Raw genomic sequence first — 23,481 nt, 5'->3', positions numbered from 1 at the left:
CCACACCCCGCGACGGTGCGGGCCACCCCCGCGCCCTGACCGGCGGCGAGGGTGGCCCGCGGGCAACCGTTGGCTAGGTGTACCAGGTCGGCTCCGGGTGGCGGCCGTTCACGGCGTAGTCCCCGACCTCCCGCTTCTTGTAGGGCAACGGGTCGTGCAGGGAGTGGGTCCGCAGGTTCCGCCAGAACCGGTCCAGCCCGTACTTCGATGCGCTCGCCCGCGCTCCGGTGAGCTCGAAGATCCGCGTGCCGATCTCCAGGCCGGTCTCGACGATCCGCTGCTTGGCCGCGGCGATCAGCACCGCTACCTCGCCGCGGGCCTGCGGCGTGACCTCCTCCCGCGGCGCGTGCAGGATCGGCGAGATCGCCGCACCCGCCCGATCGACCAGGGCCTCCGCCGCCCACAGCTTGGCCTGCAGGTCGCCGTAACCCTCGAGCACGTACCACTCGTCGGTCGCGGACTCCTTGTCGTCGCCACCGTAGGGCCAGGCCCGGGTCCGTTCCCGCGTGTAGGCCAGCGCCGATTCCAGCGCGCCCTGCGCGATGCCGAGGTAAAAATTGGTGAACACCAGCTGGATGGCCGGCACGTTCAGCGTGTTGTAGACCAGGGGCCGGAATTTCCGGTCCACGTATCCCGCGGCGTCCGGCCACGGCACGCGCACGCCAGAAATGGTCACGCTGCCCGATTCGGTGAGCCGCTGCCCGATGTTGTCCCAGTCGTCGTGGAACACGATTCCCGGTTGCTTCGACGGCACGATCGCGAAGATGTGCTCGCCGGTGCCGTCGAGCACCCCCTCCAGCACGGTCAGGTCCGACACCCGGCTGCCGGTGGAGAACGACTTGTGCCCGTCGAAGACCAGCTCGTCGCCGTCCTCGGTGATCCGCAGGTCGGAGTCGCGCGGGTTGACCGCGCCGCCGAAGAACAGGTTGCCGCGCGTGTACAGCTCTTCGACGGCGGCGATCTGCGCTTCGGTGCCGACCAGCCGCACCGCCCACGCCCACAGGTAGTGGTAGCCGAGCAGCTGGCCGATGGAGCCGTCCGCCTTCGCGATCTCGCGGATCACCCGGTAGGCGGTCTCCCAGGTCTGCCCGCCGCCGCCGTGCTCGACCGGGCCGAGCAGGGTGACCAGGCCGTTGTCCTTGAGCAGCTGGACCTCGGCGGCCGGGGTGCGGCCCTCCTGGTCCCGCTGGACGGCGTCGACCGCCAGCTGCGCGGCGACCTCGCGCGCCCGCACGAGCCAGTCGGTTTCGGTGGTGGTCATGCGGGGCTCCCCACGGGTTCGGCGGTGGCGGCGCTGGCGTCGAGCTCCTGCTCGAGCTCGCGGACGATGGGCAGGACGTGACGGCCGAAGTACTCCACGTCCTCGTGGTAGTGCAGGAAACCGAGCAGCAGCAGGTTCGCCCCGCGCCGCTTGTACTCGATCGCCCGCCGGGCGATCTGCTCGGGCGTGCCGATCAGGCCGGTGCGGAAGCCGTCGTTGTACTGGACCAGGTCGGCGAACTCCGAGTCCGACCACATGCCCTTGCCGTCCGATGTGGACTTGCCCGCTTGCTGGACGGCAGAGGAGAACCCCTCCACCGCCGCTACGTCGGCCTTGTCCACGATCTCCCGCAGCACCTCGCGCGCCTCGGCCTCGGTGTCGCGGGCGATGACGAACCCGTTGAGCCCGAAGCGGACGTGGTGGTCGTTCTCCGCCGCGTACCCGCGGACCTCCGCGACCTGCTCGCTGAACCCGTCGAAGTCCTTGCCGTTGCTGAAATACCAGTCCGACACGCGCCCGGCGAGCTTGCGGGCCGCGGTCGAGTTGCCGCCCTGGAACACCTCCGGGTGCGGGCGATCCGCGCCGGCCACCGGTTTCGGCTTGATGTCGAAGTCGTGGATGCGGTAGAAGTCGCCGCGGAACTCGGCCGAGTCGGTCGTCCACAGTTCTTTGAGGACGCGGATGAACTCCTCGGACCGGCGGTACCGCTCGTCGTGTTCGAGCCAGGGTTCACCGAGGCCGGTGAACTCGTCCTTGAACCAGCCGCTGACCACGTTGACCGCGGCGCGGCCGCCGGACAGCACGTCGGCGCTCGCCACGAACTTCGCCAGCACACCCGGGTGCCACAGTCCGGGGTGGACCGCCGCGATCACCTTCAGCCGTTGGGTCGCCAGCAGCAGCGCCAGGCTGAACCCGGTGGACTCGTGCTGGTAGGCGGCGCCGTAACTGGCGGTGTAGCGGACCTGGGTCAGCGCGTAGTCGAAGCCGTTGTTCTCCGCGAGCACAGCGAGCTCGCGGTTGTAGTCGTAACCCCAGTCGGTGCGTTGCTCGATCCGGCTCGTGACGAGCCCGCCGCTGACGTTCGGCACCCAATAGGCGAATTTCAGCGGTTCGCGCGGATCGGGCGCGGGAAATGAGGGCATGAACGCTCCACGGAAATGGTGTCGGGAATTGTGCGTCGACGGTCGCGCGATCGGATTCCGAGTAAAGCGGTGGGCCGGGGGAGGGGCAACCGACGTCCACGGCGTGGGAACGGTTACCCTGGATGGGCGGACGAGTTGGCCGGGCGGCCGCGAGGGTCACTCCCTCGAGGAAAGTCCGGACTCCGCAGGGCAGGGTGGTTGCTAACCGCAACCCGGGGCGACCCGCGGGACAGTGCCACAGAAAACAGACCGCCCCGGTCCGGCAGGACCGGGGTAAGGGTGAAACGGTGGTGTAAGAGACCACCAGCACCCCGGGTGACCGGGGTGGCTCGGTAAACCCCACCCGGAGCAAGGCCAAGAGGGCGCCGCGAGGTGCCTGCGCAGGCGATCGAGGGCGGCCCGTCCGATGCCTGCGGGTAGGCCGCTCGAGCCCGCCGGCGACGGCGGGCCTAGATGGATGGCCGCCACCGCGGCTCCGGCCGCGGGACAGGATCCGGCTTACAGGTCAACTCGTCCGCCCCTGTCCCCCGATGCCCCGGTGCCCCAGTACCCCAGTCCCCGGCTCTGCGGTCCGCTGCCACGCTGCGGGTGATCGCGGAGGTGATCGCGGAGGTGATCGCGGCCGGCTTCGGCTCCCGGACTCGTCGCCAGCCACTTCCCGTGCGCGGGCGCCCGCGGAGCCGCGGCGCTCTGAGGACCGGCGTCGGCGGCTGCTGGGGAGGGGAGCATCTCGTCCCGGCCGTGCGGCGGCGACCGGGCCGCCGGGCCCGCCCGTCCGCGCGAAAGCGTTTGCGTCCCCGCCGAGGCCGACTCGCGCAGCACGGACTGGTCGGGCGAGCGCTTACACCCGAGTTCATCCGAAAGTGCTTACCGATCACGCTTCGTGATCACCTGGTGGGGTCGCCCGGGCGCTCCGTGATCACGTTCGCCGGATCGGATGATCGACTCGCCCGGACAAGCCGTCACGCCCGGGTACGTGCGATGCGGCCGAACGGGTCATGCCACACTGTTCCCCGCGCCGTCGAACAGCGATACCGCACACCCAGAGTGAACCGAGATTGCGCCTGTGAGTGAGTCCCTGCCCACACTAGGAAATCCGGGTGCAGGGGGTTAACCCTGAGCGGTCTTGCCACGATGATGGAGGGCGACGAGTTCAGTGGAAGTGGCCGTACTGTGCCTGGTGTGAATGGACTGCCGTTCGACAGTGAGCGCTTTGACCGTCACAGCTCGTGACGCCATGATGGGCTAGACAGACCGGACGAACTTTCCGACCTCGTGGGCCCGCCCCGCGCTGACCCACCCGACACCCACACTCCTCGCACCTGGGAGTACGCGATGACCATGATGACAGTTGTGCAGCACCTGGCGCAGCAGGAGATCAAGACCCGAGGGGTTCAGCAGTGGCTGCTGGACAACGTCATCCCCCTGGTCCTGCTCGCCGTTGCGTTGCTGCTGCTCTGGCTCGGTGGCGGCAAAGGCGACAACGCCGGCGTCATGCGCCGCCTCGCCGGTGTGGTGATCGCGCTCGCGATCGTCGGCCTCGCCGTGAGCGGGCTCGGCGTCAACGTCGGCGAGTGGATCGCCGGCTTGTTCACCAGCTGACGGCGCGGGGTAACGCGCGTGCGGATTCGAACCGATGACGAGGTCTACCGGGTCGACGCGGTCTGGCTCGGGCCGCCGAAGGCGACGTTCCCCTGGCGGGCCCGCTACGTGGCCTGGGGCGTCGGCATCCCGGTGTTCCTCCTCGTCCTCGCGGTGGAGCGGCAGCTCGGGTTCGGGTTCGGGTTCTTCTCCACCGCGTGGGCCTTCGTCCTGACGATCTTGATCACCCGGATGATCACGGCCAAGATCAGTCATGAGCGTCCGCTCGGTGCCGTTCTGACCATGTGGCTGCGTGAGCTGCAAACGCCCCGCGAGCAGACCTCCGGGACGGGCGGTGCGGTCACGGCCACGAAGATCCGCGTGCGGAACCAGCGGCCGCTGCCCAAGCACAAACGGCACCCCGCCGTGGCGGGTGCCCATCCTCACCACCAGACAGCACGACCGCGTGGCGCCCGCCCTCCGGCGCCACGGTAGGAGGTAGAGGTTGTTCGGAAGCGGCGGACGCCGGAAGGCCGGGAAGCCGGGCCCGGGCGGGGCCACCCAGTGGTCGCCGCAGCCGGGTCGCGCGCCCGGTAAGCAGGGCCGCCGGCTGCCCGGTGAGCAGGCGATACCGAGCTACACCCCGTCCATCGCCCTGCGCACGATCGACGGGCACCTGGTGCGCACCGGGAACGAGGTGTACGCCTGGTACCGGCTGGCGCCGCAGCGCTGGTCGTTCCGCTCCGACTCGCAGCGGCGTGACCTGATCGCCGCGATCGCGGGACAGTACGCCGAGCTGCAGGGCCGGTGGCTGCACCTGCGCGTCACCACCCGGCCGTACCCGATCCGGATGTGGGCCGAGGCGCACGTCCACAACGCCGTCCGCCGCCCACCGGACGTGCCCGGCGCGCTGTCCTTCGACGACTACCTGATCGGCGAGCAGCAACAGCTGCTCGGCCGGTCGATGGCGGAGAAGGAGGTCTACATCGGCGTCCAGGTGCAGACCCGGCGGGCGGTCGACCGGGCGGTCGAGCGGGCCGCCCCGTTGCTGCGCCGCATCCTGCCCGAAGCGGTCGACGCCGAGCTGGCCGCACTGGACTCCGAGGTCGAGCACCTGGACCAGGTGATCGGCTCCTCCGGCCTGGAGGGCCGCCCGGTGCACGCCGAGGAGATGTCCTGGCTGATGCACCGCTCGTGCTCGCTGGGCCTGCCCGCGCCCCGGCACCTGCCCGCCGTGCCCGGTGCGGCGTGGGAGCCGGAGGACCTGGCCAGCTTCACCGACGCGGCGGACTTCCACGCCGAGCCGTACGCGCCGACGCTCACCGTGCGGGGGCGCACCGGCTCCAACGCCGGCGTGCAGCGTCACCTCGCGGTGCTCACCGTCGGCCAGATGCACGGCCTGCAGATCCCCGAGGTCGACGACCCGTGGGTGCAGCACGCCGACCGGTTGCCCGCCTCGGTGGAGTGGTCGGCGCGCATCTACGTGCGCCGCCCCGAGGAGGTGGCGGGCGAGCTGCAGCGCCAGATGAACAAGGTGCGCTCGCAGGTCAAGCACTACACCGACGAGCACGAGCTGGAGCCGCCGCAGTCGCTGGCGCGCCAGGCGGGCCGGGTGCTGGAGATCGACGACGAGATGACGTCGGGCTTCACCGCGCTGGCGACGCGGGTGCGGTCGTGGTGGCGGCTGGCGGTGTCCGGCGACAGCGAGCGCGAGGCGCTGCGGCTGGCCCAGCAGCTGCTGGACCTGTACAAGCCGAAGATCGCGATCGAGCACCCGGAGGCGCAGTACGCGCTGGCGCGGGAGTTCATCCCGGGCGAGCCGCTGTCCTCGGCGGCCTACATGCGCCGCGGGTCGGTGGTGTGGGCCGCGGCCGCGGTGCCCACGGCGACCGCGGAGGTCGGTGACCGGCGCGGCATCCTGCTCGGCGAGACCTGCACCGCCACGCGGCGCCCGGTGGCGTGGGACCCGTGGATGGCGCAGGAGATCCGCGACGGATCCGGTCTGACCGCGATGGTCGCAGGGCTCGGTGGCGGCAAGTCGTTCCTCGGCGGCGGCATCGTCTACAAGACGTTGCGCGCCGGCGCGCACTGGACCCTGCTCGACCCGTCCGGTCCGCTGTCCCGGTTGTGCGACCTGCCCGAGATCCGGCCCTACGCGCGGCCGATCAACCTGCTGAACGCGCAGCCCGGCATCCTCAACCCGTACCGGGTGGTGGCCGAACCGCTGCTCGAGCACTTCATGGACGAGGACGACCCGGAACGGGCCTGGCGGCGCGAGCGTGCGCTGGCCGGCGCGACCCGGCGGCGACTGGTGCTCGACGTGCTCACCGGTGTGCTGCCCTACGAGGTCGCGCGCATGCCGCAGAGCCGCATCGTGCTGCTGCGGGCGGTGCGCGCGGTCGGCGGCCGGTACGACGCCGACCCCGGCCAGGTGATCGACGCGCTGCGGCGGGACTCCAGCGAGCACCACGAGCACGCGGTGGTGGTCGCGGACTTCCTCGACGAGATGCGTGAGCGCATGTCGCTGCTGATCCCGGAGAGCGACGCCGACCCGTACTCGGAGACGCGCGACGACCGGCTGACGGTGCTCACGATGGCCGGCCTGACGCTGCCGAAGGACGGCGTCGGCCGCGAGCACTGGACCGACGCCGAGGCGCTCGGCGTGGAAATGCTGAACCTGGCCGCGTGGCTGACGCAGCGGTCGGTGTACGAGAAGCCGAAGGACCTGCGCAAGGGCGTGTGGATCGACGAGGCGTTCTTCCTGTCCGAGGTGCCGACCGGGCGCGTGCTGATGAACCGGTTCGCGCGTGACTCGCGGAAGTGGAACGTCCGCGTGCTGCTGTCCTCGCAGATCCCGGCGGACTTCCTGAAGATCCAGGGGTTCGTCGCACTGCTCGACTCGGTGTTCGTCGGGCGCCTCGACGACGACGAGGCGCAGGCCGACGCGCTGCGGCTGCTGAAGGTGCCGGTCGGCGTCGGGTACGAGCAGGTGGTCGCCTCGCTGGGCCGGCGGCCCGGCGCGCAACGCGGCCTGGAGCGCGACCGCGAACCACGGCAGTTCATCTTCGGCGACGGCGCGGGCGGTGTGGAGCGCATCCGCGTGGACTTCTCCGGCCCGCACCTGGCCCACCTGCGCGCCGCCCTGGACACGACGCCCGGTTCCAAGGACGCCCTGCCGGCCGACTCGCGCGCCCGCGAGTCCGAGCCCGCCGTCGAGGAACAGCACGTCGCGGCGCCGCCACCCGAGGACGAGCTGGAGCCGGACCTCGAGCTCGCCGCCGAGCGCGAGGTGGGGCTCACCGAGGAGCAGATCCTCGCCGAGGAGGTGCCCGGCGCCGGCGAACGGGCGGGCGCCGGAAACCGCGGCGGCTGGGACGCCGCATGACGCTCGTGACGGTCCTGAGCGTGCTCGCCCTGGCCGGGTGCTGGCACGCGCTCCGCAGGGGTCTGACGAACCGCGGCAGCCGCCGCAAGAGACCACCCCGCTGGACGGCCGTGCTGGGCGTCGCCCTGGTGCTGGCCGTCCAGACCACCGTCCTGGCGCCCTCCGCGTCAGCCGCCGCCTGCGGCGACGCCCCGAATCCGGAGCGGCCCGGTTCCGGGCTGGTGGGCGCACTGGATCCGCCGGCGCGTCACGGCGAGAACGGCAGTGGTTACCTCGACTACAGCTATGCGGGCACCGTCTGGTACGTCTACCAGACCGACTGCGGCCCGTTGTCCGGGATTACCAGCCCGAACACGACCATCGACACCTGGGCCGGCAACCAGCTGTTCAACATCGGCAAGAACATCGTCGGAGCGACCAACTCGCTGCACTACACCGTGATGGAAGGCGGCCTCCTCAACCCCATCTACAACGCCGTCAAGTCGGGCGCGGAAAAGGTTTACAACAACATCTACGCCCAGCTGTTCGGCCTGTTCGCGCTGGTGCTCGCCATCATGATGTTCCGCAACATCTGGCGGGGTGATCTGTCGGCCGTGAGCAAACGCGGGCTCTACGCCCTGGGGGCCGTCTGGCTCGCGGCCTCGTCTATGGCCATGCTGCAGTACTTCGATCCCATCGACCGAGCCATCGTGCAGACCAGCACGAACATCCAAGCCGGATTCGTGGACAACTCCGGCGACCGTATCGTGCGTGAGATGCTGCCGACCGACCTGTACAACCAGGTGATCTACAGCAACTGGTTGCGAGGCGAATTCGGCGCCCCGGACTCCTCGCAGGCGCAGCAGTTCGGCCGCCCGCTGCTCGACGCGCAAGCCTTCACCTGGGACCAGATCCGCAACGGCGATGACGCGAACCAGGGGGTCGTGGACGGGAAAAAGGCGGCCTACAAGAACATCTCCACTCAGCTCGGTCCTGCCACCCAGTACTTCACGGGTGAAGGTGGTAGCCGGACGGGTTCGGGATTCCTGGCGCTCGGCCAGAGCCTGGTCTACGCGTTGTTCCAGTTGCTGGCCAAGGCTTCCGTGCTCCTGGCCCAGGTGCTGATCCGGCTCTTCGTGCTGACCGCTCCGCTGATCGGTCTGGTGGCCCTGATCCACCACGACATCCTGCGCCGGGTCGCCCGGTTGATCGGTGCGGTCGGGTTCAACTTGCTCGTCCTGTCGGTGCTCGCCGGCGTGCACGCGCTGCTGCTGCAGGCGATCTTCGCCGCGGGGAATTCGCTGTCGATCCTCACCCAGATGGTCATGGCGGGTCTGGTGACCGTGCTGCTCTTCCTCGTCGGGCGGCCGGTGCGCCGCCTGTGGCAGATGGTCGAGATGTCGGTCGGCATGGTCGGGTCGTCCATTCCGGCGCCGAGTGGGGGGCTGTTCAGCCGGTTCCGCAAGAAGCAGGGGCCGACGCCGCAGGACGAGTTCTGGGACAGCGTGCGCGAGGGCGAGGAGAGCGAGGTGGCCAGCCCGACCGGGTCGGCCGGTCGCGGGCGTCCCGAAGCGACCGTGTTCGCCACCGCGCAGCGGCTCGACGGTGCTGGTGCGATGGCCGCCCGTCCCGCGGCTGCCTGGTCCGGTGCGCCGTGGCCGGGTGGTGGGCCCGCGCTGCCCGCCCGGACCCGCCGTGGGCTGCCCTCCGGCGGTGGCAACCAGCCCGCCTACGCCGGCTACGTCCCGCAGGGCGCCGATCCGGACGCGTTCGTCTACTCGGCGCCGCCGGGCACCACGCGCCGCGCCGACGGGTGGATGCCGCCGGTCGCGCAGCCGCCGAGCCGCCGCGTGGACACCTCGCCGGTCTACGACCGGGGCTGGGACGAACCCGATCCGGTGGTCATCCCGTCGCGCATTTCGCGTCCGGGTGTGTCCGCGACCCCCGTGCAGCGGCCGGAACCGCGCCGCGCCGGGCGGGAACTCGTCGCCGGCAAGCCGGTTCACGTGCTGTACCGGCCTTCGCGCGGGCTCGAGGTGCGCGAGGATCTCCGGGACACCGACCGGATCGTGGGGTGAGGTAGATGCCGATCCGGACCAACCGCGGCCGCGCCGCCGTCTACCGCCGCATCTGGGGTTTCCCGCTGCGCTCGCCCGCCCACCTCGTCGGCAGCGCCGTCGCGGTCATCGTGCTGATCGTCGCGATCGGCATCGTCGTGCCGCACCTGCTGGGCAACCCCAACCGTTCCGGGCCGGCCCCGGTCCGCGTGCAGGGCGCCGACGGCACCACGACACCGCTGCCGAGCAGCGCCACAACGACACCCCTGCCGACCCGGCTCACCGCGCCCCTGGTGCAGCCGACGTCCGCCGCACCGGACCCGGCGGCGCTGCAGGTCGCCAGGCAGTGGGCCACCGCGTGGGCCACCCACCCGGCCGGGATCACCAACGCCCAGTGGCTGGACGGCCTCCGTCCACTCACGACTGCCGAGTACCTGCCGGAGATGTCCACTGTGGACCCGGCGAACATCCCGGCCACCCGGGTGACCGGCGAGCCCACGGTCACCAAGTCCTACACCAGTTCCGTCGAGGTGCTCGTCCCCACCGACGGGCCGAAGCTGTCGATCACCGTCGCGAAGACCACGGCCGGCTGGCTCGTGACCGGCTTCGACCAGGCGAGCTGACCCATGCGGATCGGTGTCCTCGCCGGCGGCCTGGCCGCCGTCCTGTTCGCCGGCGTGGCGACCGTCGGGGTGCTCAGCAAGGTCGTGACCGACCAGCAGCAGGCCCAGATGCAGGCCGCCTACCGCAACGTCAGCTGTGATGCCGCGATCGGGCCGAGCGTGCCGGGCGGCGACCAGGGCGCGGCGCAGGCCGCGCGGCTCACCGGCGACCAGCAGTTCATCGTCGGGCAGATCATCGAGATCGGCAAGCAGCGTGGCCTGTCCCCACGGGCGTGGCAGATCGCGATCCAGGCCGGGATGACCGAGTCGGGCATGCACAACCTGAACTACGGCGATCGTGATTCGCTGGGCATCTTCCAGATGCGGCCGTCGATGGGCTGGGGCACGGTCGCGCAGTTGCAGGACATCCCGTACCAGATCAACAAGTTCTACGACGTGCTGCTCGCCGTGCCGGACTGGGACAAGCAGCGCCCCGGCGCCTCGGCGCAGGACGTCGAGCGGTCGGCCTTCCCGGACCGGTACCACAAGTGGGAGCAGATGGCCGCCCACCTGGTGGAGAACCTCGGGCAGGTCGCGGACATGGTCGGCTGCGGGCAGAGCGCGGGCCTGGTGCTGCCGCCGAACAACGCCGCCGCGGCGGCCATCCAGTTCGCGTTGGGGGAGCAGGGCAAACCCTACGTGTGGGGGGCGACCGGCCCGAACTCCTACGACTGCTCGGGTCTGATGCTGCGGGCGTACGAGGCGGCGGGTATCACGCTCAGCCGGGTGTCGCGGGACCAGTACCACAACGGCGCGATGCTTCCGGTGCGCGACGCCCAGCCCGGTGACCTGCTGTTCTGGGCGTACGACGCCTCGAACCCGGCGACCATCCACCACGTCGCGATGTACCTTGGCGACGGGAAGATCGTGGAGGCGCAGCAGGACGGTGTGCCGGTGCACGTCCGGAAGGTTTCCTGGACCGAAGACGAACTCGTGCCGCAGGCAGTCCGGCCCGGTGTGTAGGAGGTGATTCCCGGTGGCGAAGAAGTTCGGTAAGCGCAAGAAGCCGGCGCAGCTGGGCGATCTGTTCGGTGCCCCGCCGCCCCCGCCGCGTTCGGGGCCGCCCGCGTCCAGCACTCCGCTGGCCGACTACCTGTCGCAGACGCTGCCCGGCGTGGACGAGGGTTACGTCGTGCTGCCGCGGTCGCTGGCCGAGTCGATGTCGTTGCCGTGGCAGCAGCAGATGGCCGGTCTGCTGTCGCAGTTCCACCAGCAGCACCGGTCGTTGTCGTGGCCGGTGTACCGGACCGTGCCGTCGCGCTACGAGAAGCTCGTCAACCTGGACGAGGAGCAACTCGCGGAGGTCGGCTACCTGGTCGAGATCGACGGCGACGGCGACATGATCTACCGCGAGCGCAGCGGGCGGAAGGTCGAGGAGCCGGAGAACACCACGGTTCTGGTGCCGTGCCTGGACCCGATCCCGGCGCGCGGGCAGACCCGCCGTGAACCGCAGGCCGCCGCCCCGGCCCCGGAAGCGCCCCGGGCCGCGCCGATGATCATTCCGCCGGCCCCGGTGTGGCGGACCACGCCGACCACGCCGTCGCCCGAGGTGCCGCCGCTGCCGGAGCCGCCGAAGAAGCTCGCGGCACCGCGAACACCGCCCGAGACGAGCGCCGGGCCGGTGCCGGCGCGGGAGAGCGGCTGGGCGCCGGTGTCCGAACCGGGCGCGCGCGCCGTTCCCGGGGCCGGCGCGGCGCTGCCCGCGCAGCCGGAGACGCGGCCGGTCACCGACCCGCAGGCGTGGCGCACGATGGAACCGGCGGATGAGCGGCCGCGGTTCACGGAGCCGTTGCCGCCGCAGCCCCAGCCCACCCCGGCATCCGGTATTCCCCTCGGCGGCCGCACGGCCGATGCGGAGCCGGCGGCGCCTGCGAGGGCGAACCGGGACTGGTTCGAGGAGGACCAGCCGGAGCACGACTTCGGCCCGACCGGTCAGCCGACGGAGCTGCCGTACCGTTACCGCCCCTGACCGCTGGCGCGGGTCCGCGCCGGGTGCGAAGCTCGGGGCATGGCGAAATCCACGGACCCGAACCCGGACCAGGGCTGGTACTACAACACCCGCACCGGCGAGGTGGAGCACCTCGAGCGGTCGCGGTCCATCGACCTCCTCGGCCCCTATCCCGACGAGGCGACGGCGAAGCGCGCGCTCGAGATCGCGCGGGAGCGGACCCGCAAGGCCGATGAGGAAGACGCCAGGTGGAAATGAGCAGAGCCCCGGACCGGGTCTGGTCCGGGGCTCCTCGACCCGCTCAGCAGTCGCGCAGCTCGGGGCTCTGGTTGCGGAGCTGACCGGCCGGTGAGATGAACTCCCGGTAGTCGTCGCTGTCCACGGCCGCCGGCCGGAACGCCGCGACGCGGTGGCAGTTCTGGAAGGCCAGTTTCATCCCGAAGTGCCGTTCCAGGCCGCCCCGGATGGCGTCGGATGCCAGCGCCCGCAGCAGCTGGCCGCGCTCCTGCTCGCTGGGCGGCGGGGTCGCGTGGTCGGCGAAGCCGGCGGTCCCGGCGGCGAGGTCGGTGGCCACCTGGCTGATGACCTGCCACGCGTAGGGCAGCGAGTCGCGCACGCAGGCGACGAACTCGGCGTCGGTCACGGCACCCGATTCGGCGCGGGCGAGCAGGTCGGCGGGTACATCGAGGGACATCGTGCTCCTTCCGGTTTCCAACTAGGCCCCGGCCAGCGCGGGCGGGCCGGGCACGAATTCGGGGTCCACCTGTGCGGCCAGGTCCTCGCCCGTGCGCTCGTTGCCCCACGACCGGGCGTTGCGCAGGTGGAACTCGACCGCCTGGCGGTGGAACTTCGCCCAGTCCCGCTGCGTGGAATCCACAGTGGACCGCAGCGTGGCGAGTGCGTCCAGATTGTGCGGCTCCAGCGCCGTGATCGGCCGGGCCCGGCCGCGTTCGGCGGCCCGCACGTGCGCCGACCCGGTCAGCCAGCACAGCAGATCGGTGCCCAGCTCCGCACGCAGGAATTCGACGTCCTCGTCGTCGGTGACCTTGTTCCCGACGGCGGCGAGCCGCACCCCGAAGTCGCGGGCGTACTCGGCGTACTGCCGGTACACGCCGATGCTGCGCCGGGTCGGCTCGCACACCAGGAACGTCACGTCGAACCGGGTGAACAGCCCGGAGGCGAACGCGTCGGCGCCGGCCGTCATGTCCATCACGACGTATTCGCCGGCGTCGTCGACCAGGTGGTTCAGCAGCAGCTCGGCCGCGCCGACCTTGGAGTGGTAGCAGGCGACGCCCAGGTCGTCCTCGGCGAACTGGCCGGTGACGCCCAGCCGGACTCCGGCGACGTCCCGGAAGCAGGCCGCGAAGACCGGGTTGTCCTCGAACGGCCGCACCAGTCGTGAGCCCCGGCCGGGCGGAGTCGTCTTGATCATCGCGCCGGCGCCGGTGATCCGCGGGTTGTCGCCGCGCAGCCAGTCCTTGATCAGGGTGAGGTGCTCGCCGAGCGCCGGCAGCGCGGCCGCCTCCTCGGCGGACGCACCCAGTGCCACGGCCAGGTGCTGGTTGATGTCGGCGTCGATGGCCAGGACCGGGCAGCCGGAACCGGCAAGGTACGCGGCGAACAGCGAGGTCAGCGTGGTCTTCCCGCTGCCGCCCTTGCCGACGAAGGCGACTTTCACAGTGTGCGCACCCTTCCCATTGATGAAAACGATATCGGTTTTCGACAGTGTGCGGGAAAGATACACCCGTCCGGCGCAAGCACGATCGGGCGACCGATCCGCGGGTGCCGGGTTAGGGTTGGGGGGTGTCCCACGTCGTGACCGGCACGAACTCGGCGGACGGCGGCTTCGCCCGGCTGCGCGCCGAGTTCGAGCTGCCGGAGGACTTCGACCCGGCCGTGCTCGCCGAGGCCGAGCGCATGGTGATGGACCCGTCCGAGTTCGCCGCCGGTCGCGCCGACGCGACGGACCTGCCCCTGGTCACGCTGGATCCGCCGGGCGCGAAGGACCTTGACCAGGCGATCCTGATCGAGCGGCGCGCGGGTGGCTTCCGGGTGCACTACGCGATCGCCGACCTGGCCGCGTTCGTGACGCCGGACGGCCCGATCGACCGCGAGGCGCGTCGCCGCGGGCAGACCCTCTACCTCCCGGACGGCACCGTGCCGTTGCACCCGCCCGTGCTGTCCGAAGGTGCCGCGAGCCTGCTGCCCGGCGAGTCCCGTCCCGCCGTGTTGTGGACCCTGGACCTCGACCGGGACGGCGAGCTGACGCAGGCGAACGTGCGCCGCGCGCTGGTCCGCTCCACCGAGCAGCTCGACTACGCGACCGAGGACCCGGCCGCCCCGCACCCGTCGATCGCCGCCCTGCCCGAGCTGGGCACGCTGCGCCGCGAGCTGGCGGTCCGCCGGGGCGCGGTGGAACCGCAGCTGCCGGACCGGGTCATCGGTGCCAACGGCGGCGAGTGGGTGCTGGGTATGCGCCCCCGCACCAGGCTGGAAGCCTGGAACGCAGAGATCTCCCTGCTCACCGGCATGGCCGCGGCGCGGATGATGATCGACGCCCGGATCGGCCTGCTGCGCACCCTGCCGGATCCGGACGCGGAGACCCTGCTCTGGCTGCGTGGCTCGGCCCGCGCGCTCGGCATCGACTGGCCCGCCGGCACGAGCGTGGCGGAACTGCTGGCCGGGCTCGACCCGGCGCAACCGGAGTCGATGGCCTTGTACACCGACACCACCCGCCTGCTGCGCGGCGCCGGGTACACGGCCTTCGACGGCGATCTGCCCGAGACGGTCGCACACGCCGGCATCGGCGCCCCGTACGCGCACGTCACCGCCCCGATCCGGCGACTGGCCGACCGGTTCGCCGCCGAAATCTGCCTGGCGGTATCCGCCGGGGAGCCGGTTCCGGCGTGGGCGCGCGAGGCGCTGCCCGCCCTGCCGGGACTGATGAACGCGTCGGACCTGCTCGCGGCTCGCGTGGAAAAGGCGTGCCTGGACCAGGTCGAAGCCTGGATGCTCGCCGGCCGTGCCGGGGACACCTTCGAAGCCGTCGTGCTGCGGGCGGAGGACAACCGCGCGGAGATCATGCTCGCCGACCCGCCGGTGATGGCGCGGTGCGCGGGGGAGAACCTGCCGGAGGGGCGGCGCATCACGGTCCGGCTCACCGCGGTGGACGCCGACAAGCGGAAGGTGTCGTTCGAGCGCGCATGACCGACGAGTGGACCGACGAGGAACGCGAACTGGCCCGGCGCGTCCGGGACGGGCACGCGGTGCTCGTGAACGTCCGCAAGTCGGGGCCGCACCGGCACCTCGTGCCGTGGCTGGTCGAGCACGACCTGATCACCTACATCGGACACCGCGGCAACCGGCATCCGTGGCCGGAGTCCGACTTCGCGAACCCGTTCGTCAAGGAGGCCAGGCACGACCGGGAGGCGATGGTGCGGCACTACCGCGAATACCTGGCCGGGCAGCCGGACCTGCTGGCGCGCCTGCCCGAGCTGGCCGGCCGGGCGCTGGGCTGCTGGTGCGCGCCGCTGCCCTGCCACGGCGACGTCCTGCTGGACCACCTCGAAGGAAAGCGATGACCCTGTTCGACGATCTCGGCGCGGACGTGCCGGTGCGTGGTGTGCCGCGCCGCGTGGTCTCCCTGGTGCCCGCGCTGACCGAGGCGGTCGAGGTGAGTGCGCCCGGCCGGATCGCCGGCGCCACCGACTACTGCACGCATCCGGAGTCGCTCGAGGTGTCCCGCGTCGGCGGCTCGAAGTACCCCAAGGTGGACGAGGTCCTCGCGTTGCGCCCGGATCTCGTGCTGGCCAACTCCGAGGAGAACCGGCCGGAGGACGTGGAACGGTTGCGCGCCAACGGGGTCCCGGTGTGGGTGATGGCGGCTCCGGAGACCGTCCCGCAGGCCCTGGCCTCCCTGCGCCGCCTGCTGACCCAGGGGCTGGAGGTGTCCGAACCGGACTGGCTGGTGACCGCCGAAAGCCTGTGGCGGGACACGCGGCCCGAGCGCGTCCGCGCGATCGTGCCGGTCTGGCGCAAACCGTGGGTCGTGCTCGGGAGGGACACCTTCGGCGGGGACGTGCTGCGCCGGCTGGGTGTCGGAAACGTCTACGCCGGCCACGAGGACCGGTACCCGCGGCCGAAGATCGACGAGTTGCGGTCGCGGTTCGCCGAGGGCGCGGCCGATCTGCTGGTGCTGCCCGACGAGCCGTACCTGTTCACCGACAACGACGGCCCGGAGGCGTTCCCGGAGGTGCCGTTCGTGCTGGTCTCCGGTCGCTACCTGACGTGGTACGGACCGTCGCTGGTGGACGCCCACCGCGCTCTGGACGCGGCGTTCAGCGCCTGGTGACGAGCAGGGCGATCGGCGCGTCCCCGCAGCGCAGCAGCAGGGTGCCGGCGTCGCGCACCGGTTGCGCCCCGGCGTTCCACCAGGACGCGATGTCGGGATCGCGCACCAGCGAACCGGTCGCCTGGCGGGCGGTGTTCGCCGCGATGACCCGGCCCTGCGCGTTGATGACCGCCGCGCGGCCGTCGACGCGGCGCAGCTTGGGCAGCAGCAGCCGCTCGAACTCGTGCACGAACACGTCCGCGCCGACCACCCCGGCGAACGTGCCGTTCCGCAGGACCGGGACGGTGAAGGTCAGCGTGTACTCGTCGGTGCAGAGGTAGTCGACGTAGGGGCCGGTGATGTGCCGGCGGCCCGAGTCGCGCGGCACCGTGAACCAGGACTGCCGGGTGTAGTCGAGGAAGTGGTCGCTGCCCGGGTCGAGGCTGATGAACAGCTGGGCGGGCGGGCCGCCGGGCGTGCAGGTCCACCACTCGAAGCCGAAGCGCTGGTCGGCGAGCGTGTCCGGGGCCGCGATGAAGCCGGCGCCGACGATCCGCCCGCCCAGGGCCGCCTGCACGTCCGGGCGCAGCGCGTCCAGGTCGGCCGCGCGGACCGGGCCGGTCCGGCCGAGGATCGCGGTGGCCGCGGCGACGACGGGGGCGAGCCGCGCGAAAACGTCCTCGACGATGCCGGACACCTCTTCGGCGATGCCCTCGCCGGCCAGCGTGTCGTTCACGGTGCCGTCCCTGAAGTAGTCGAGGTGTCGAAGCTTAGGACCCGAGTAGGTCAAGATGCACCTCACCCAATCGGTCGATGGTGTCCAGGATGTGCTGCTCGGTCAATATGCGGGCCCGGTCGCCGTCGGCCTGCGCGATCGCGAGCGCGATGGCCCGGTGCTCGGTGCACGCCGTCACCGGATCGTGGTGGCCGAGCGGCAGCCACAGCAGAGCGCCCTGTTCGCTCTGCAACCGGATCTCCTGGTGGGTGAGCCGGGGGGACTGGGACGCGGCGGCGACCTCCAGGTGGAACTGCCGCTCGGCGCGGGCAGCCGCGGTACCGACCGCGCCGTCGAGGTCCTCGGCTGCGAGCTGGAGGCGGGCGATGTCCTCGGCCGAGCTGCGTTCCGCGGCCAGCCGGGCGGCCGCGCCGGCGATGGCCACGTAGTCGTCGCCGATGTCGCGCAGCTCGCTCAGCGAGACCTCGCGCAGCCGCGCGCGCCAGGTCTCGTCGTTCTCCTCGGGGGGTGCGCAGACGAAACTGCCGCCGCCGCGACCCCGCTTGGTCTGCACGAGACCCTGCTGCCGCAGCGCCACCAGTGCCTCCCGCACGGTCACGGTCGACACCCCGAACTGCTCGGCCAGCTCCGCCTCGCTCGGGAGTTGCTCCTGGTCGGCGAGGACACCCAGCGTGATCGCGTCCACCAGGCGCCGGGCGACGAGCTCGGCCCGCCCGGTCTGGTCCAGGGGCGCGAACAGCACTGATCGCGCGCTGGGGGATGTCAACGGCCTGCGCATCGGCCTCCTTCTTTCGGGTAGCGCCGCAACAATCCTGCCTGAAGACCTTGTCCTATGAAATATGGTCTTATATGTTTTCCGGCCATCGGGGTACCAACCCGCACCGCCCCCCGCCGAGCCAGGAGCCTGCCCGTGCACCAGCTGAAGCACTTCATCGACGGCGAACCCGCGGATTCCGCTGACGGAGCCGTCGCCGAGATCATCGATCCGGTCACCGGACGGCCGTACTGCACCGCCCCGGTCGGCAGCGCCCAGGACGTGGACCGCGCACTGCGTGCCGCGGCCCGGGCGTTCGAGGACTGGCGGGAGACCACCCCCGGCACGCGCCAGGTCGCGCTGCTCAAGATCGCCGACGCGGTCGAGCGGCGGGCCGACGAGATCGTGCGCGTCGAGTCGGCCAACACCGGCAAGCCGCTCGCCGTCACCACGACCGAAGAGATCCCGGCGATCGTCGACCAGCTCCGGTTCTTCGCCGGGGCCGCCCGCGCACTGGAGGGCCGGTCCGCGGGCGAGTACCTGACCGGCCACACCTCCTACGTCCGGCGCGAACCGATCGGCGTCTGCGCGCAGGTGACGCCGTGGAACTACCCGCTGCTGATGGCGATCTGGAAGATCGCGCCCGCACTCGCGGCGGGCAATACGGTGGTGCTCAAGCCGTCCGACACCACCCCGGCGTCCACGGTGCTGCTCGCCGAGATCGCCGCGGAGTTCCTGCCGCCCGGCGTGCTCAACGTGGTCTGCGGGGACCGGAACACCGGCCGGGCGCTGGTCGAGCACGAGATCCCGGCGATGGTGTCGATCACCGGCTCGGTCCGCGCCGGCATCGAGGTGGCCGGCGCCGCTGCCACCGACCTCAAGCGGGTGCACCTGGAACTCGGCGGCAAGGCCCCGGTGCTCGTCTTCGACGACGCCGACCTCGAGAACGCGGCCGAAACCATCGCCATGGCCGGGTTCTTCAACGCCGGCCAGGACTGCACCGCCGCCACCCGCGTCCTGGTGCACGACGACGTCCACGACGAGTTCGTCGCCGCGCTGACCCGGCACGCCGAGGCGACCAGGACCGGCCTGCCCGACGACCCCGACGTGCTCTACGGCCCGCTCAACAGCGCCGGCCACCTCGCCAAGGTCGCCGGGTTCATCGAGCGGCTGCCCGCGCACGCGACCGTCCACACCGGAGGGAAACCGGCCCGCGACGAAGGCTACTTCTTCGAGCCGACGGTGATCTCCGGCGTCCGGCAGGACGACGAGATCTCGCAGAACGAGGTGTTCGGCCCGGTCATCACGGTGCAGCGGTTCGGCGGCGAGGACGAGGCGCTGGCCGCCGCCAACGGCGTCGAGTACGGGCTCGCGTCGTCGCTGTGGACCGCCGACCACCGGCGCGCGATGCGCCTGTCCGCGAAGCTCGACTTCGGCTGCGTCTGGATCAACACCCACATCCCGCTGGTGGCCGAGATGCCGCACGGCGGGTTCAAGAAGTCCGGTTACGGCAAGGACCTCTCGCTGTACGGGCTCGAGGACTACACCCGGATCAAGCACGTCATGACGGCGTGGTGAGGACTATGTCGCCCAACCAAGCACCTTCCCTGACCGCCGAGAAGACCGCCGTCCGCACGACGGCCACCAGCGCGATCCGCCTGCGCGGCCTGCGCAAGGAGTTCGGCTCCGTGGTGGCCGTGGAAGGCGTCGACCTGGACATCGCGCAGGGCGAGTTCTTCTCGATGCTCGGACCGTCCGGTTCCGGCAAGACCACCGTGCTGCGCATGATCGCCGGGTTCGAACTGCCCACGTCCGGCACGGTCGAACTGGCCGGCCGCGACGTCACACGGCTGGCCCCGTTCGCGCGCGACGTGAACACGGTGTTCCAGGACTACGCGCTGTTCCCGCACATGACCGTGCAGCAGAACGTGGAATACGGCCTGCGGGTCAAGAAGGTGCCGCGCGCGCAGCGCCGCGAACGCGCCCTCGAGGCACTGCGGACCGTTCACCTGGAAGGGTTCGAAAGCCGCAAACCCACGCAACTGTCCGGCGGTCAGCGACAGCGCGTCGCGCTGGCCCGCGCTCTGGTCAACCGGCCCAAGGTGCTGCTGCTCGACGAACCGCTCGGCGCACTGGACCTGAAGCTGCGGCACGCCATGCAGAGCGAGCTGAAGCAGATCCAGCGCGAGGTCGGCATCACGTTCATCTTCGTCACCCACGACCAGGACGAGGCGCTGACGATGAGCGACCGGATCGCGGTGTTCAACACCGGCGGCATCGAACAGGTCGGCACGCCCAGCGAGGTGTACGAGAAGCCGGCCACCGCGTTCGTCGCCGGGTTCGTCGGCACGTCGAACCTGCTCTCCGGCGACGGCGCCGAAGCCGTGCTCGGCACCCGTGGCGTGTTCAGCATCCGGCCGGAGAAGATCCGCATCGGCACCGACCTGTCCCAGCCCGCCGCGCCCGGCGAGGTCAGCGCGACCGGCACGGTCACCAGCACCTCCTACGCCGGCGCCACCGTCCGCTACGTCGTCGCGCTCGACGTCGGCGGGCAGCTCTCGGTGGTCCGGCAGAACGCCGGCGCACCACTCGACCTCGCCGACAACCGGGTCCGCCTGTCCTGGCGGCAGGAACACAACTTCCGCATCAACGACCAGTGAGCAAGCGGCCCACGGCCGCGCGACTTCCGTTCCACCGCTCAGAAACAATCCGAAGGAGCCAATCCATGCGCAACAGCCGGACCCTGCGCCTGATCGCGGGGGTGATGTGCGCGGGCACCGCCCTGGCGGCCTGCGGGACGTCGAGCACCAGCTCGTCCAGTGCGGGCGGCGGGGCGTTCACCCCGCCCAAGCTCGAAGCCCTGTCCCAGCTCGGCCAGCCCGAGGGCGCGCTGAACATCCTGGCGTGGCCCGGTTACGCGGAAAACGGGTCCAACGACCCGAACGTCGACTGGGTCACCCCGTTCGAACAGGCCACCGGGTGCAAGGTCAACGTCAAGACCTTCGGCACGTCCGACGAGGCGGTCAGCCTCATGAAGACCGGCCAGTACGACGTGATCTCCGCCTCCGGTGACGCGTCGCTGCGGCTCATCGCGGGCGGCGACGTCGAGCCGGTGAACACCAGCCTGGTGCCGAACTACGCCGACATCTACGACTTCCTCAAGAACAAGCCGTGGAACAGCGTCAACAACGTCTCCTACGGCGTGCCGCACGGCTGGGGCGCCAACGTCCTGACCTACCGCACCGACAAGGTCAGCCCCGCGCCGAACTCGTGGTCCACCATGTTCGACCCGAACTCGCCGTACAAGGGCAAGGTCATCGCGTACGACTCACCGATCTACATCGCCGACGCCGCGCTGTACCTGATGAAGACCAAGCCGGAACTGGGCATCAAGAACCCCTACGCGCTGGACGACAAGCAGTTCCAGGCCGCGGTCGACCTGCTCAAGCAGCAGCGCCCGCTCGTGTCGGAGTACTGGTCGGACTACCTCAAGGAGAGCCAGGCGCTCAAGAACGGCGACGCCGTCATCGGCACCGCCTGGCAGGTGACGGTCAACCTCACCCAGTCCGAGGGCGCGCCGGTGCAGTCCACCCTGCCCACCGAGGGGGCGACCGGCTGGTCGGACACCTGGATGGTCTCGGCGAAGTCGCCGCACAAGACCTGCGCCTACAAGTGGCTCGACCACATCGTCAGCCCGCAGGCCAACGCGAAGGTCGCCGAGTACTTCGGCGAGGCGCCGGCCAACCCGAAGGCGTGCTCGATGACCGCGGACGCCAAGCACTGCGAGACCTACCACGCCGGTGACGCGGCCTACGCGAGCCAGATCTGGTACTGGACCACGCCGATCACGCAGTGCATCGACGGCCGCACCGACGTCAAGTGCAAGGACTACGGCGAGTGGACTCGCGCGTGGACGGAGATCAAGGGCTGACATGAGCATCGCCGCCAGTGTGTCGGGATTCCTCTACCGCAAACCCAGGTTGCGACTGGGCATGCTGCTCAGCGCGCCGCTGCTCTGGCTGGGCCTGGCCTACCTCGGCGCACTGGCGGCGTTGTTCGTCACCGCCTTCTGGCACACCGACACGTTCACCGGCCAGGTCGTGACGGAGTGGTCGCTGGACAACTTCGCCACCTTGTTCCGCGACGAGGTCTACCGCACGATCACGGTCCGCACGCTCGGCATCGCGGTCGCGGTCACCGTGATCGACGCCGTGATCGCGTTCCCGATGGCCTTCTACATGGCCAAGTTCGCGTCCCCGCGTGCGCAGCGGGTGCTGGTGATCGCGGTGATGACCCCGCTGTGGGCCAGCTACCTGGTGAAGGCGTATTCGTGGCGGGTCATGCTGTCGGGCAACGGGCTGGTCGGGTGGCTCTTCGGCGCCACCCCCGGCTACGGCCTGGCGGCCACCGTCATCACGCTGTCCTACCTGTGGCTGCCGTACATGATCCTGCCGATCTACGCGGGACTGGACCGGCTGCCGAACTCGCTCGTCGAGGCGTCCGGCGACCTCGGCGGGCGCCCGTGGCGGACGTTCCGGTCCGTGGTGCTGCCGCTGACGTTCCCCGCGATCGTGGCCGGCTCGATCTTCACGTTCTCGCTCACCCTCGGCGACTACATCACGGTCAAGATCGTCGGCGGCGCCAACCAGATGCTCGGCAACGTCGTCTACGACAACATCGGCGCGGCGAACAACCTCCCCTTCGCGGCGACGGTCGCCACCGTGCCGGTCGTGATCATGCTCGTCTACCTCGCCGCGGTGCGCCGCACCGGTGCGCTGGACAACCTGTAGGCGGTCGAAGATGATGCTCTCGAAGAAGACCAAGTACGTGCTGCTCGCCGGGCTGGTGCTCGGGCTCGCCGTGATCTACGTGCCGCTGGTGGTGGTCCTGCTCAACTCGGTCAACTCCGACACCACGTTCGGCTGGCCGCCGTCCGGCTTCACCCTCGAATGGTGGGGACGCGCGGCGCAGAACGAGGGCGTGCTCCGGGCGCTGGTGACCAGCCTGGAAGCCGGACTCGCCGCCACCGCGATCGCGCTGGTGCTCGGCATGATGGCGGCGTTCGCGCTGCAACGGTACCGGTTCTTCGGCAAGGACAGCGTGTCGCTGCTGATCATCCTGCCGATCGCGCTGCCCGGCATCGTCACCGGCATCGCGCTGAACAACGCGTTCCGCACGATCCTCGGCGTCGACCTCGGGTTGTTCACCGCGATCGTGGCGCACGCGACCTTCTGCATCGTGGTGGTGTTCAACAACGTCGTCGCGCGGCTGCGCCGGATGGGCGGCAACCTCGAGGAAGCGTCGATGGATCTCGGTGCCGACGGCATCACCACGTTCCGGCTCGTCACGTTCCCGATGCTGCGGTCGGCGCTGCTCGCCGGCGGGTTGCTGGCGTTCGCGCTGTCCTTCGACGAGATCATCGTCACCACGTTCACCCTGGGCGCCGGGATGCAGACGCTGCCGATCTGGATCCTCGACAACCTGTTCCGGCCCAACCAGGCGCCGGTGGTCAACGTGGTCGCCGCGGTGCTGATCGTGGTGTCGACGGTGCCGGTGTACCTCGCGCAGCGGTTGTCCGGTGACACGGCCAGCGGCGGGCGGCTGTAGGGCCTCAGGTATTTTGGCGGACGCTTCTGGCGGTCGGAA

Annotated in this window: 22 protein-coding genes and 1 other RNA gene; 17 read left to right on the top strand and 6 right to left on the bottom strand. The window is 70.8% G+C overall.

Annotated elements, in window-relative coordinates; all coding sequences use genetic code 11:
- Positions 1 to 73: 73 nt before the first annotated feature.
- Complete coding sequence (locus FHX46_RS24305) at positions 74 to 1,261, bottom strand: acyl-CoA dehydrogenase family protein (RefSeq protein ID WP_167119393.1); 1,188 nt, start codon at positions 1,259 to 1,261, stop codon at positions 74 to 76.
- Positions 1,258 to 2,403: a dimethylsulfone monooxygenase SfnG gene (gene sfnG, locus FHX46_RS24300; RefSeq protein ID WP_167119390.1), complete on the bottom strand. Its 1,146-nt coding sequence runs from the start codon at positions 2,401 to 2,403 to the stop codon at positions 1,258 to 1,260. Before sfnG ends, FHX46_RS24305 begins: the two co-directional genes overlap by 4 nt.
- 131 nt (positions 2,404 to 2,534) lie before the next feature.
- On the opposite strand from sfnG, the gene rnpB reads away from it, so the two are divergent.
- From rnpB to FHX46_RS24255, 9 genes are all read left to right on the top strand, one after another.
- Positions 2,535 to 2,920: RNase P RNA component class A (gene rnpB, locus FHX46_RS24295), an RNA gene on the top strand.
- An 818-nt stretch (positions 2,921 to 3,738) separates the two neighbouring features.
- Positions 3,739 to 4,005 carry a hypothetical protein gene (locus tag FHX46_RS24290; RefSeq protein ID WP_167119386.1) on the top strand — a complete coding sequence of 89 codons (267 nt, stop codon included), beginning with the start codon at positions 3,739 to 3,741 and terminating at the stop codon, positions 4,003 to 4,005.
- 18 nt (positions 4,006 to 4,023) lie between these two features.
- Positions 4,024 to 4,479, top strand: coding sequence for a hypothetical protein (locus FHX46_RS24285; RefSeq protein ID WP_167119383.1), 456 nt, complete (start codon positions 4,024 to 4,026; stop codon positions 4,477 to 4,479).
- A gap of 10 nt (positions 4,480 to 4,489) precedes the next feature.
- Positions 4,490 to 7,369, top strand: coding sequence for an ATP-binding protein (locus FHX46_RS24280; RefSeq protein WP_167119379.1), 2,880 nt, complete (start codon positions 4,490 to 4,492; stop codon positions 7,367 to 7,369).
- Entirely contained in the window at positions 7,366 to 9,426 is a 2,061-nt protein-coding gene (locus FHX46_RS24275; protein WP_167119376.1) for a magnesium transporter, read from the top strand. The genes FHX46_RS24280 and FHX46_RS24275 overlap by 4 nt, the downstream gene beginning before the upstream one ends.
- 5 nt (positions 9,427 to 9,431) lie before the next feature.
- A complete protein-coding gene (locus tag FHX46_RS24270) occupies positions 9,432 to 10,028 on the top strand; it encodes a hypothetical protein (RefSeq protein WP_167119373.1) in 597 nt (198 codons plus the stop codon).
- Positions 10,029 to 10,031: 3 nt separating this feature from the next.
- Positions 10,032 to 11,030, top strand: coding sequence for a C40 family peptidase (locus FHX46_RS24265; protein ID WP_167119369.1), 999 nt, complete (start codon positions 10,032 to 10,034; stop codon positions 11,028 to 11,030).
- A gap of 13 nt (positions 11,031 to 11,043) precedes the next feature.
- Positions 11,044 to 12,036 (top strand): hypothetical protein, encoded by a 993-nt coding sequence (locus tag FHX46_RS24260; protein WP_167119366.1) that lies wholly within the window; start codon positions 11,044 to 11,046, stop codon positions 12,034 to 12,036.
- Between the two features lie 39 nt (positions 12,037 to 12,075).
- Positions 12,076 to 12,273 (top strand): hypothetical protein, encoded by a 198-nt coding sequence (locus FHX46_RS24255; RefSeq protein ID WP_167119364.1) that lies wholly within the window; start codon positions 12,076 to 12,078, stop codon positions 12,271 to 12,273.
- Positions 12,274 to 12,316: 43 nt separating this feature from the next.
- Here the strand turns inward: FHX46_RS24255 and FHX46_RS24250 are convergent, their stop codons facing one another.
- Both FHX46_RS24250 and FHX46_RS24245 read right to left on the bottom strand, forming a co-directional pair.
- Positions 12,317 to 12,709, bottom strand: coding sequence for an SCO5389 family protein (locus tag FHX46_RS24250; protein ID WP_167119361.1), 393 nt, complete (start codon positions 12,707 to 12,709; stop codon positions 12,317 to 12,319).
- 21 nt (positions 12,710 to 12,730) lie between these two features.
- On the bottom strand, positions 12,731 to 13,693 hold the full coding sequence (locus tag FHX46_RS24245) for an ATP-binding protein (protein WP_167119358.1): 963 nt from the start codon (positions 13,691 to 13,693) through the stop codon (positions 12,731 to 12,733).
- A gap of 125 nt (positions 13,694 to 13,818) precedes the next feature.
- Between FHX46_RS24245 and FHX46_RS24240 the strand changes: the two genes are divergently transcribed.
- The 3 genes from FHX46_RS24240 to FHX46_RS24230 are packed head-to-tail and all read left to right on the top strand — an operon-like array spanning position 13,819 to position 16,366.
- Positions 13,819 to 15,222 carry an RNB domain-containing ribonuclease gene (locus FHX46_RS24240; protein WP_167119355.1) on the top strand — a complete coding sequence of 468 codons (1,404 nt, stop codon included), beginning with the start codon at positions 13,819 to 13,821 and terminating at the stop codon, positions 15,220 to 15,222.
- A complete protein-coding gene (locus FHX46_RS24235; protein WP_167119352.1) occupies positions 15,219 to 15,596 on the top strand; it encodes a DUF4326 domain-containing protein in 378 nt (125 codons plus the stop codon). Before FHX46_RS24240 ends, FHX46_RS24235 begins: the two co-directional genes overlap by 4 nt.
- Entirely contained in the window at positions 15,593 to 16,366 is a 774-nt protein-coding gene (locus FHX46_RS24230) for a helical backbone metal receptor (protein ID WP_167119349.1), read from the top strand. The genes FHX46_RS24235 and FHX46_RS24230 overlap by 4 nt, the downstream gene beginning before the upstream one ends.
- Here FHX46_RS24230 and FHX46_RS24225 read toward each other — a convergent pair.
- The gene (locus FHX46_RS24225) at positions 16,353 to 17,081 is read right to left on the bottom strand and encodes a cache domain-containing protein (RefSeq protein ID WP_167119346.1); all 729 of its coding nucleotides are present in this window, start codon (positions 17,079 to 17,081) and stop codon (positions 16,353 to 16,355) included. The two genes, FHX46_RS24230 and FHX46_RS24225, sit on opposite strands and share 14 nt — an antisense overlap.
- 34 nt (positions 17,082 to 17,115) lie before the next feature.
- Entirely contained in the window at positions 17,116 to 17,859 is a 744-nt protein-coding gene (locus tag FHX46_RS24220) for a FadR/GntR family transcriptional regulator (protein ID WP_167119343.1), read from the bottom strand.
- A 132-nt stretch (positions 17,860 to 17,991) separates the two neighbouring features.
- Between FHX46_RS24220 and FHX46_RS24215 the strand changes: the two genes are divergently transcribed.
- The 5 genes from FHX46_RS24215 to FHX46_RS24195 all read left to right on the top strand — a co-directional run bounded on the left by FHX46_RS24215 (position 17,992) and on the right by FHX46_RS24195 (position 23,442).
- Positions 17,992 to 19,413: a gamma-aminobutyraldehyde dehydrogenase gene (locus tag FHX46_RS24215; RefSeq protein WP_167119340.1), complete on the top strand. Its 1,422-nt coding sequence runs from the start codon at positions 17,992 to 17,994 to the stop codon at positions 19,411 to 19,413.
- 5 nt (positions 19,414 to 19,418) lie between these two features.
- Entirely contained in the window at positions 19,419 to 20,495 is a 1,077-nt protein-coding gene (locus FHX46_RS24210) for an ABC transporter ATP-binding protein (RefSeq protein WP_208400264.1), read from the top strand.
- 65 nt (positions 20,496 to 20,560) lie between these two features.
- Complete coding sequence (locus FHX46_RS24205) at positions 20,561 to 21,766, top strand: ABC transporter substrate-binding protein (RefSeq protein WP_167119337.1); 1,206 nt, start codon at positions 20,561 to 20,563, stop codon at positions 21,764 to 21,766.
- A 1-nt stretch (position 21,767) separates the two neighbouring features.
- Positions 21,768 to 22,625, top strand: coding sequence for an ABC transporter permease (locus FHX46_RS24200; RefSeq protein ID WP_167119334.1), 858 nt, complete (start codon positions 21,768 to 21,770; stop codon positions 22,623 to 22,625).
- Between the two features lie 10 nt (positions 22,626 to 22,635).
- Complete coding sequence (locus tag FHX46_RS24195) at positions 22,636 to 23,442, top strand: ABC transporter permease (RefSeq protein WP_167119331.1); 807 nt, start codon at positions 22,636 to 22,638, stop codon at positions 23,440 to 23,442.
- Positions 23,443 to 23,481: the final 39 nt, after the last annotated feature.

Source organism: Amycolatopsis viridis, from assembly GCF_011758765.1.
GTDB classification, from domain to species: Bacteria; Actinomycetota; Actinomycetes; order Mycobacteriales; family Pseudonocardiaceae; genus Amycolatopsis_E; species Amycolatopsis_E viridis.
This window is presented reverse-complemented; position numbering and strand designations above follow the sequence as displayed.